Source organism: Legionella sp., from assembly GCF_047605385.1.
Lineage (GTDB): Bacteria > Pseudomonadota > Gammaproteobacteria > Legionellales > Legionellaceae > Legionella.
In genome coordinates this window covers 1-11,132 of sequence record NZ_JASGFU010000075.1, presented here as the reverse complement: position 1 = coordinate 11,132, position 11,132 = coordinate 1, and the positions used below count along the sequence as shown (strand labels likewise).

The window sequence follows — 11,132 nt, the reverse complement described above, 5'->3', positions numbered from 1 at the left end:
TTTTTCCTATTTTAAGCATCCGTTGCCAGAATGGGCTGGATATGCGGAAAAACCCAAATTACTGCTTCCCAGTTTTAGCAATAACCGTGAAGCAATCACAGAATCATCCCCTAGTAAACCAGTCACATTTCCTGCATCAGCACACCAATAGCCCATATACTCGTAAAAATAATCTTTATTCCTAAATTCATTATAAACACCCATAAAAAGCTGTTGTAATGTATACAAATCAAGTTTAACTCGAGGCTTTTTACCAGACCTTATCGAATAATAATCGTTTTCTCTCATATTTAAATAATCTTCACCATGGCTCTATCATCACGCTGCGTTTTCAATTTCTACGATCAAACCTAAATGATCTCTATCAATCATATCTTGCAAACATAATCGAACAAATTGCTTTTTTGAATAGCCTAACAAAGTCGCATATTCAGCAGCTTTTTTAGGGCTAATGATCCTTCTTCCACGTTCTATATCACATAAAACCTGCCTCGAAACACCAAGGGTTTTAGCAAATTCTACTTGGCTTAATTCTTCTCCTTGACGTATAGCAAGGATAAAGGAACCTAATGTCAATTTTTCACCCATAAGATTTTCAAGGTAATTTAATGTTTCTTGCGTGTTTTTAGTAATCATGTTTATTCACCTCAATAATTTCAACAACTTCCATTCGTCCAGCTTTATTAATAATATAAATAGCTCGATACGATTTTGATAATCCAATCGAACGCTGTCCTTTGCGATCTCCTTTTAAGGGCTCATCATGGTATCCAGGTATTTTTCTAACCTCACTTAATCCATCATGCCCTACTGCGTTAATCCAAGCAGTTAATTTAGCGATAATGTGTTTTGGAAGTTTTTTTAAACTTAGCGACAATTTCTCCTTCAGTACAACATTATAAATTTCCAAAACCAGTCTCTTTTTATTATTTAATTGAATTGTACACTATATTTATGTACAATTCAATTACTGAAACACTAAGTAACGAAAACGGAGGGTTTATTACTAGCTATATTTATTCAGGTGCTAAACAGTCAATCAACAGAAAATCAGTTAATAAATTCCGTAAATTTTTCTAAGGTACTTTTATAAAAAGTTTATCGGAATTTTATTACTATGCTTCTTAAAATAAGCCATCCACTATACTTATACTCAAACCAACAACTCAAAACGCAATCAAATGAAAGATTCTGAACAAATTGAACAATTTTACCTTAAATTAGAAAACAAGAGGGTCGAGCAGGTAAAAATTGAACTCGCCCAAGGAGTGTATAATCAAAATAAGAATCTTGTAGAAACATGGTTAAACACCAAGAAAGAGGCGTCCGATAATCAGCTAAAAGAACGAAGCATTGCTATTTCGGAGGAAGCTAATCAAATAGCAAAATCCAGCAATAAAATATCTTGGATCTCGCTAGTTTTTTCAGGAGCCGCCCTTCTAATTTCTATATTAGTTGCGATATTCAAAAAATAAATTTCCCTCTTATATTTAGATTGTTTATCAATAAATAAAACTACATCCTTTAATTTTCAAAGTTGGGTTTAATTACAGATCTGAGGGAAATGCGAATTAGGGACAAAAACAGTTTATTAGTTAATTAAAATGATAGCTATTTAACAAGTCCCCCGACTTATAAAATAGGATCTCATACATTTTTGTTGTATTTGCATTGTTCGTATGGAATAACCATATGTCGAATAGAGTAATATAATAACTATAATTCGCATTTGCCTCAGATCTGTAATTAAACCCATTGCTACAACTCAAGCACGCATTCAAGAGGTCAAACAAGAACTGGAGTGTTTGTGGCATCAGCAGTTTCTTTTGGAGCAGGAACTAAACGCGGTCGATTTGATTAAACGTTGCGCTTAAGTCAACGAGGTGTATGCCTCTTCACGTTTATCCACACATTTTGTGGATAAACGTGTTAATGATTGAGGCTAAGATAAAACCAGTAAAGAATAATAGACAAGCAAAAAGAATGAACAATGGTTAAGACTTATTTTTTTGTAACCAATCCTCAATATAGGTCATGGTTTCTTCATTCACGTTGATGATTTGTTGGTATAAAGGTTCGAGCAATGTACGATGTCCTGCTTTATAATAGCGTTCAAAGTATTGGCAGGCAAAACGCATTCTCTGTGTACCCAGGTAAACAACCCCACCTTTAATTTTGTGCGCTGTTTTTTCTACGTCCTCCCAATCCTTATTCTTGTAGTGTTCTTTCAACTGATTTATGTCTTGTTGCATTTCGGAAATATAAGAGTGCAACAAGGAAATGAGCAAAGGTTTATCAGCAAGTTGCTTTAAGGCCAATTCCTCATCAAAAAAAGGAAATTGGCCTAATTGAAATAATTCATCCTCAGTATCAGGTAAATCCAGGCCTAAAGAAGATTTTTGTTGACTGTTTGATAGTTCATTTTTTAATGGTTGTTCTGACTGTTGTGAGAGCTTTTGAATATATTCATGCAGTACTTCGATTTGAGCGGGTTTGGATAGGACTTCATCGATTCCACAGGTGTTATATTCTTCTTTAGCTTCCTTACTCACATGGCCTGTAAGCGCTATGATGGGAATAGTGGATTGAGAACGAATACGTTGACTGAATTCGCTTCCTGAAATGCCAGGTAAGCCTATATCCGTAATGATTAAATCAAAAGAATGCTCCTGAAATAAAGTTATTGCTTCTTCACCTGTAGTGGCTGAATGAAAGGTGTATCTTTTCTGTGACAGAATAAATTCCAGCGTTTTCAAGGCGATCGCATTATCTTCTACCAGTAATAAATGAAGAGCGCTTTGAGGTTTTTCTCCAATTGGTTTTTGTGACTGTATTGAGGGTGATTTCGTAGCAGGGAAGTCGCCTAATGCACATTCTAAATCAAAATTAAAAGTACTGCCCTGGCCTTCTTTACTAGTTAGTGTAATATGACCGCCCAATAAGGTGACATAAGACTGAACGATGTGTAACCCCAATCCATGGCCTGTATAAACGCCTTTGTAAGATGAGCTGACTTTAAAAAAACGATTAAACACCTGGGTTTGAGCTTCTTCTGGGATGCCTATGCCTGTATCTGAGACACTAAATTTCAAATGCGATTTGGTGCTATCTTTATGCAAGCATTCAATAGCAAGAGTTATACTGCCTGTTTGCGTAAATTTAATGGCATTACCCAGTAAATTGAGCAAAATACGATGGATTTTATTGCGGTCACTGCGTAGATACCGTGGTACATCCGGTGCAATATCTGCTTTAAGCTCTAAATGCTTTACTGTCGTGGTGGGTAATTCCAGGCGAATTAATTCATGGATGCATTGATGGACATCAAATGATTCTATTTTAATATCCGTTTCCCGTAAATTGCCTACCCGCACATCATCTAAAATTTCATTGAGCATATGCAGCAGTTCTGCACCGCTGTCATGTAATAAATGTGCTTTTTCTCGGTCTGTATCATTTTGCAGTGTGTGTTCTAACAGTTCTGATAAGCCTATAACTCCTGTAAGTGGAGTACGGATGTCATGACTCATATTGGCGATGAATTCGGTTTTGGCAAGGTTAGCGGCTTCTGCCTTATCAATTGCTATTTGCAGTGCGGCTTGAGTATTTTTAAGCTCTGTAATGTCAAGAGAATTTCCTAAAATGCCAATGATAGTTCCCTTTTCATCCAATAATGGCATTTTAATGACCGTAAAGTAGCGAGCTTCCTGGCCGTGCATTGTCACTTTTTCTTCTAAAAATAGAGTTTCTCCCGTTTGGATGACTCGTTGATCGTTTTGTTTCAAAATTTCTGCTTGTTCAGGCCATAAATCTTTGTCCGTTTTACCTATAATGTCTTTGATAGAAGTAAGACCTAATGTTTTAAGCAAAGTCTTATTACATCCTAAGTATTGGGCTTCTGTATTTTTCCAATAAAAATTTCCAGGAACACCAGCTGATATTTGTTCTAGTTGCGAATAAAGAGTACGGTGATGAGTTTCATTACTTTTCTTGTCCGAAACATCACGGCCTAAGAGCAGCCAGCCAAAATCATCAGTTAACGCAATTGCAGTCCAAGACAGGTAAATTTTATGACGGTGGTGGTGTACGATGGTTTCTATAGATGTCCCTTCTTCTCGCATGGTTTTATAATCCGAAAAAGAGAAGGGCGTCACTCTCTCCTTTTGAACAAATAAAGAGGGAAACTCCATTCCTTTCATTTCAGTTAAGTTCCAAGAATAATATGCTTCTAATTGAGGGCTTATTTCATCTCCTTTCATTTCAGTTAAGTTCCAAGAATAATATGCTTCTAATTGAGGGCTTATTTCATCAATACGTTCATCATGTGATAAAAATATAACCACATCGGTTGAATTTTTGAGTAATGATTTAAGATACACCCGTTGGGATTCGTTCTTATTCAATGACAGATTTCCATTTCATGGTTTCTTCATAGATATTTATGAGTCAGAGAGGGATTTATAAAGCCTTCTTTTTCCAGATGATCAAAATAAATATCCAGGAGCTTTTTATTTATAGGGGGGATTATTTGCCCTGTCTCATTAAATACATTACTTGTATTATAGCTGTTGGCACGAGAAATGGTGGCCAACCCTTTCATCCAATCATCATCCTGGTTGTTAACGTATAATGAATAAAGGCTGTACAAGGCATTGTCTTCTTTAATAAACTGAATATGTTCTTGCTTCCATTGTTTCGGATCAATTAATGCCACCGAGTAGCCTCGTTGATTGATATAGTGAATTAATTGCCTCCAGGAAATTTTGTGTGGATTAATTAGATTAAAGACACTGTTGGCGTGTTTTGCCCGAAAGGCAGTTTCTACAATGACGTTACTGATCGTATCTACAGGCAACATATCCAACATGAAATCCCAATTGGGTGCAACTTGAAGTTGAATGCATCCTTTGAGCAACATGAACAAGTGATTGCTTTGCGCGTTAAATGCGCCTGTTTTACTATGACCTACAATCCACCCTGGGCGGTAAATATTAATAAACAAGCCTCGATGTGCTGCTTCTGAAAGAAGTTGCTCTGCTACCCATTTGGTTTGACTGTATCCATCCTGGGGTGGTGTGATGGCATTTTCTGCCTTCATAAAATCTTCCATGATGCACTGGGACTCATCGAGAAAATGACTTGCAGCTGATAACGTAGAAATAAAGTGGATGGGTTTAACTTTGTTTTGCATGGCAAAAGTGATGAGCTCAAGGGTACTTCTTACATTGGTTGCGCGCAGCTGTTCATAAGGGTATAGATGATTCACTGCAGCACCATTATGTACAATAACATCAATGGATTCAGATAGTTGTGACAGATAAGAAGGAGAAAGGCCTAAAGAACGACTTGCTAAATCTCCTACCACGGGAATAATTCGTTCGTTACAGTGTAAATTAAAGTGGTACTTGGCCATGGTGGCATTAAGTCGCTCTACAGCTTCGTATTCATTTTTGGCTCGAATCAAGCAATAGATGGTTGCTTGAGAGTTGTGATAAAAACTGTGCAGTAAGTGGGCTCCAAGAAACCCGGATGCTCCTGTCAATAACACTTTATTTGTTGTATGAGCTCGTGAAAAAGATGCAGATATAGATAATTCCTTGGGTAAAAATCTGTCGTGTAGCATGTTTTGATTAGTGGTTCTGCGTGTCGATGTATCTTTGTCAATTAATTGATTTAAGTGCCTGATGGTTGGGTTTTCAAGAAATTCAGGCAGAGAAAAATCGATGTGATACAGTTCTTTAACTTTTACTAACAACTGAGTCAACAATAAGGAATGACCGCCTAAATCAAAAAAATTATCTTCTACGCCAACCTTTGCGATGCCCAGTAATGTGCTCCAAAGTTTAACTAATGTATGTTCTATAGAGGTTACAGGAGCGCAATAAGTGTTCCCTAAAGACGTTTGGGTAATATCCGGTGTGGGTAGTTTTTTATAATTGACTTTGCCATTAGGTGTTAAAGGCAATTTATCCAGCCGCACGAAGAAGCTTGGAAGCATGTATAGAGGGAGTTCATTTTTTAAGAAGAAACGAATTTCCTCATCATTAACTTCCTCAGTACATACAATAAATGCAACCAATATTTTAGTGCGATTGGCACTTTCTTTGGCAAGGACTGCACATTGACTGATGGCATGATGATGTAGTAAATGAGCCTGGATGGCTTCAAGTTCTACTCGAAAGCCTCTTATTTTAATTTGATTGTCTTGGCGTCCTAAATAGTCAATGGTCGCATTGGGCAGCCAACGAACATTGTCCCCTGTTTTGTACAGAGTAGAAACAATATTGGTGTGAAAAGGGTTCTGAATGAATTTTTGTGATGTCAATTCAGGTCGATTTAAATAGCCGTGAGCTAATCCATCACCGCCGATATAAAGCTCGCCAACGGCGCCTACCGGAGTAGGTTGTAGTTGTTCATCAAGGACATAAACAAAGGTGTTGGCAATGGGTGTTCCAATGGGGATGGTTTCATGTAATGTATCGCGTTTTGTGATGTGGTAGGTTGTAGTAAACGTGCTGTTTTCTGTAGGCCCATATCCATTTAAAACATATTCAGGGGCGCCTTGTTCGCACTGAATCACACTCATAATACGTTCTTTATTCAGCACATCACCTCCTACAAGAAGATAGGTGAGATGGCGAAACATGGCGGCATTCTGAGCTGCAAGTTGATTAAATAACGCAGAAGTGAGCCACAATACAGTGATGCATTTTCTTTCTAAAAAAGAGGCAAATTTGCAGGTATCGAGCAAGACATCCTGAGGCACAGCAATAAGTTCTGCTCCATTTAAAAGAGCTCCCCAAATTTCAAACGTGGCTGCGTCAAAGCTAATACTGGCTGCTTGTGCTACCTTATCGTGTTCTTTGAGTTCAATGTAATTGGTGTTTTTTACCAGGCGAGTGACTCCTCGGTGCGGAATCATCACTCCTTTGGGCTTGCCTGTGGTACCCGATGTGTAAATAATGTAAGCCAGACTTGCAGGGGTTATGTCTCTATGCTCCAAATTCGCTGATGAGTGGTGTTCAATCAACGAGGCCAGCTCATCAAAAAGAACAATAGGAATATCCAGTTCAGCACAGTCGTTCTCAATAGGCTGGCTCAGGCGATGAGATGCCAATAAAAGATTGGGTTTACTGTCATGCAGGATGGAATAGATATGCTGTTTGGGATAGCTTGCATCGATTGGGATGTATGCAGCCCCTGCTTTTAAAATAGCTAATAAACCAATAATTAAATGAAGCTCTTGGGTGGTGCAAATGGCTGCATAAGTATGGGGCATGACGCCGCGGCTTTGCAGACAGCGTGCTAATTGATTGGCTCTCTGATTCAGAGACTCATAGGTTAGTGAGTGTTTCCCATACACTACCGCAGTGTGATTTGGGGTGGCTTGAACCTGCGCCTCAAATACCTGGACTATGGTTTTATCTTTAGGATACTCAAAGGGCTTAGGTATTCCCATATTCAGCACGTGGTGACGTTCACTCTCGTTCATCAGCGATAGGTTATCAATGGTATGATAAAGCGTTGTCTTTAAATGGTGCATCAGGTAATTTAAGTGCTGTGTTGCATTTTTTATCACCGAAGTAAGAGGGGTTTCTTGGAGCATCAACGATTCCTTAATCCACCAGGTGATGGTGTGTGTATCCGAGGCAATTGTAATAAGCACCGAGGCACTAGAGAACCTTTGTATTGAGGTGCATTGCTCATCGGTATCCACATAGAGGGCTAAAGGGTACTGATGTTCTACTTGAGACAGTTCTGGGTAACGATGAAAGACGTCGCGTAAAAAAGTACCTCTTTTTTTACATGATGCTCGCATCCGATGAATCTGTTGAATTGTCTGATCATAGGTATAGCTGTTATCAAGCGGTAATGAACAGGGGACAAATGGTGCAAAAAATTCGACGAGCTCATCAGGCAACTCGTAAGCGTGCTGTTCGCGTATCCAAATATTGCATTGTTCTTTATTACCCAACCGATACAGATAAATAAATAAAGTCGCTATAAGCACATCCATTGACTCAACATCTTGAGGTAAATTCACCCATTGTGATGTCAGGGTGTTATTGACGGTGAGCTGTGAAATGGGAATTAAAGCATCATGAGTACGGTGCTCGCAATGCTGGGGTTGAAAGGGTAAATGTGTGGGTTGGAATGTGCTTAATTCCTGTACCCAATACAGCTCTTGGGGTGCGTATTGTTCACTAAAATAATGAAATTGTTTGTGCTGCAGTGAGGTAGGGGAGGACAGATGCGACCCTTTTTTGAGCTGATGCTGTGCTGCTACATGCGAAAGGGTGCAAGACGTTCCATCAAGCAGCATTACTTTTTCTAAACTGATGAGCTGAGTCTTGGTACAAATATGCCAAGCATGAGGATGTAATGCTGCTACTGTCCCTGGATCCCCTTCTGAGATCCTATTAAGTAGATGCATTCGTGCAACAAGATACATGGTGTTGCCAATTTGAATTTTGGGTGTTGCCAGGCGGTTATGATGATAGTGGCCTAAATCCAATGCATGCACGACACGCATGATGTCGCATGCTGGTTGTTCCCAGCTCAGCCATCCGTTGCCTGGAGGTTTTTGCTTAAAACTGTAATAACTGCTTTGCGAGATGTTTTGGGGAATTAGAGTGATGGGGGCATTTTTCAGCTCATCAATCAGTGTGTTGAATAAAGGCAGTGCATGAGCATAACATTTTAAACTTAAGCTTAATGCGGTTTCCTGTTCATCAATAGCAAAGAGGACTTGTTTAAGTATGTCTCCGCCATCAATCCGTTCATTCATTACATGCCAGGTGATGCCATGTTCTGATTCATTGTTTATAATAGCCCATGAAAGTGCATGAACACCTGCGTATCGGGGCAATGGTGCGTTATGAAAGTTAATGGCTAAATGGCGTGCGCGCTCAAGGAGCGTTTTGGGTATAATGGCGCTATTGATAATGCTAAATAAATAATCAAAATCGGTTGCAAGTAACGATTCATTTGCCTCATTTAAACAAGTGTAGTGCTTTATACCATGCGCTTCGGCCATTTTTTGCGCTGCATCAAGTGCTGAAATGATTCCTAAGATGTGACACTCTTTTTTCAAAAGAATTTCTGCACACTGAATCAGTAAATGATCATCGCCTATGAGGTAACAAGAAAAGTTCTGCATTTTGGATTCCATTATTTATTACGATCTAATGCCTTACAGCATTATTGTACCATAGTTCCTTTTTTGATAAATATTAGTTCATTTTGAGACATGCCGCATTGATTGGAGTAAATGTGACTTTTAAATTATTTGAAGAGGTATGAATTGATATCGAATATTTTGCAGGCCAATTTTCTCGGTTCATCCGTTTTCCTGATTGGCAACCCCTTGTGCATGAAGTACAAAAAATAGGGGAGCATCTTAAAATAGGGAATTTTGGGTTTTGGTCCTTGACGACCACCTCTGGTTATATGCGGAAAGATAAATTTCAAGGTCAGAGGGCGATAATTCAGCAGCAAGTCACTTATAGCGCGTCTTCATACACCATGCTCTCCAATTTCTTAACTTTCAGAATCCACAGGCTACAACTAAACCCCGACCAATAGTGACTCTAAAAAAATTTAGAAACTAGCAATAGGTATTGATTTGAAATATAGATGCTAGAGTGGAGCCCTATACTACATCTTATAAGTAACCTGCAATACCATAGACTGTACGCGAGTATGAATAATACCATTGCTGTTTTTATTGCTGATAGGAGAGTTAGGCAGATAAGCACCATAAGTATATACACCCAGCAAAGAGAAGTCTTTGGTTAAAGCGATGTCTAGACCTGTAGATACATATCCTGCAGAAGCTAAAGGATAGCCTATGTTATTAGTTTCTAACGGTACGGGATTTGTTTCGTAACTGAGCAAAGAAAGCACAGTGATTCGTTGTTTTATAGCATAGCGAGTAGTCACTTGAAAAGACCATACGTCCTTCCAGTTAGTGGGAACAATATAAGTTCCGCTAGTGGTGTTGGTAAAGTTAATGTTATGTTGGATGGACCATCCTGACCAATAGATTTTTTCTGATAAAAACCATTTTGGGGTCAGTTGATGCTGTAATCCTAAATAAATGACGGGTGCCTGTGTCACGTTTAACGATAAATTAGGATTGATTGATAGGATGTCTGAGCTAGTTCCTTGCCCATAAGTATTTACTTGGGTATATCCTGCTAGAGATAAATAATTGGTGTCATTTATTTTATAATAAAGCCCCAAATCTCCGGTATAATTGATATCAGTAATGGAATTCACTTGGTTGCCTCGGCTCGGTACAGCAAAATTAGTAAAATATCGGGCATTATCTTCTACATTAAATCCAGCCCCAACCGCCCAACGGGTGTTAATTTCATAACTAGATTGGACGCCAAAACGATAGTAGACAATTTTAGTTTGTGTCGATACGGGAGAGACAAAAGAATCCATAGGCCACTCTAAATGACCATAAGCACTAGGTACAGCATTAAATCCTATGACCCAGTGTTCGTTGATTCTATATCCTGTAAGCAAATAGGGGAGGGTGTCTTGTACATTACTGCGTACGCTACCGTTGACTTCTTTAACTGTTCCCTCAAAAGAAGCTTGTGGATTAATAAATACAAAACCTGCAGTTGATTGAGTGTGATGGATAGTACTTAATTGAGCGGGGTTTTGGAAAAAATCATCGTTGAGTATTTGGGTTACTGCTGTATTGCTTGAATGAGGAGTGAGCATGCCCCATAATCCCAAGATCAAGCATTCATATAATTTTTTACAGGATATACGGAGCATTGTTTTTTATTAAAAAATTGTAGGTTACATCATACATAATTGAGTAAGAATAAACTATAAAATCACTCTAATTTATGTTTTATCTCATAATAACGGGTTTAACTACAGAAATGAAAAGTGAACTTTATAATTACGGTTCCGGCAAAAGTGCTCATAAGCATCAGAAAAGCGTTCAAATGTAATAATACGGCTTTGTCCTAATTTAGATTTGATGCGTCCATTGGCGACACAAAGCGTCCAGTCCCTCAACAAATCTTGTTCCAGGCGAATGACGTAATAGCAGGGCTCCCGCATTAAAAGTTTAGCAATATAGATAAAAATTGATTATCTTTTCT

6 protein-coding genes are annotated in these 11,132 nt (G+C 38.5%); 1 reads left to right on the top strand and 5 read right to left on the bottom strand.

Annotation, left to right across the window (positions count from 1 at the left end; translation table 11 throughout):
• Positions 1-318 precede the first annotated feature (318 nt).
• The gene (locus QM652_RS12530; RefSeq protein ID WP_415076321.1) at positions 319-636 is read right to left on the bottom strand and encodes a helix-turn-helix transcriptional regulator; all 318 of its coding nucleotides are present in this window, start codon (positions 634-636) and stop codon (positions 319-321) included.
• Positions 626-877, bottom strand: a complete 252-nt coding sequence (locus QM652_RS12525; RefSeq protein ID WP_415076319.1) for a hypothetical protein — start codon at positions 875-877, stop codon at positions 626-628. The genes QM652_RS12530 and QM652_RS12525 overlap by 11 nt, the downstream gene beginning before the upstream one ends.
• Positions 878-1,181: 304 nt before the next feature.
• Between QM652_RS12525 and QM652_RS12520 the strand changes: the two genes are divergently transcribed.
• Entirely contained in the window at positions 1,182-1,475 is a 294-nt protein-coding gene (locus QM652_RS12520; protein ID WP_415076317.1) for a hypothetical protein, read from the top strand.
• 519 nt (positions 1,476-1,994) lie between these two features.
• On the opposite strand, the gene QM652_RS12515 is transcribed toward QM652_RS12520, so the two are convergent.
• The 3 genes from QM652_RS12515 to QM652_RS12505 form a co-directional block, all read right to left on the bottom strand.
• Positions 1,995-4,403 (bottom strand): ATP-binding protein, encoded by a 2,409-nt coding sequence (locus QM652_RS12515; protein ID WP_415076315.1) that lies wholly within the window; start codon positions 4,401-4,403, stop codon positions 1,995-1,997.
• Positions 4,404-4,429: 26 nt separating this feature from the next.
• Positions 4,430-9,160: an amino acid adenylation domain-containing protein gene (locus tag QM652_RS12510; RefSeq protein ID WP_415076313.1), complete on the bottom strand. Its 4,731-nt coding sequence runs from the start codon at positions 9,158-9,160 to the stop codon at positions 4,430-4,432.
• A gap of 497 nt (positions 9,161-9,657) precedes the next feature.
• On the bottom strand, positions 9,658-10,740 hold the full coding sequence (locus QM652_RS12505; RefSeq protein ID WP_415076311.1) for an OmpP1/FadL family transporter: 1,083 nt from the start codon (positions 10,738-10,740) through the stop codon (positions 9,658-9,660).
• Positions 10,741-11,132: the final 392 nt, after the last annotated feature.

Excerpts from the sequence above, each read along its gene's own strand:
- QM652_RS12510 (WP_415076313.1), bottom strand. The coding sequence starts at position 9,160 with ATGCAGAACTTTTCTTGTTACCTCATAGGCGATGATCATTTACTGATT.
- QM652_RS12530 (WP_415076321.1), bottom strand. The coding sequence starts at position 636 with ATGATTACTAAAAACACGCAAGAAACATTAAATTACCTTGAAAATCTT.
- QM652_RS12520 (WP_415076317.1), top strand. The coding sequence starts at position 1,182 with ATGAAAGATTCTGAACAAATTGAACAATTTTACCTTAAATTAGAAAAC.
- QM652_RS12505 (WP_415076311.1), bottom strand. The coding sequence starts at position 10,740 with ATGCTCACTCCTCATTCAAGCAATACAGCAGTAACCCAAATACTCAAC.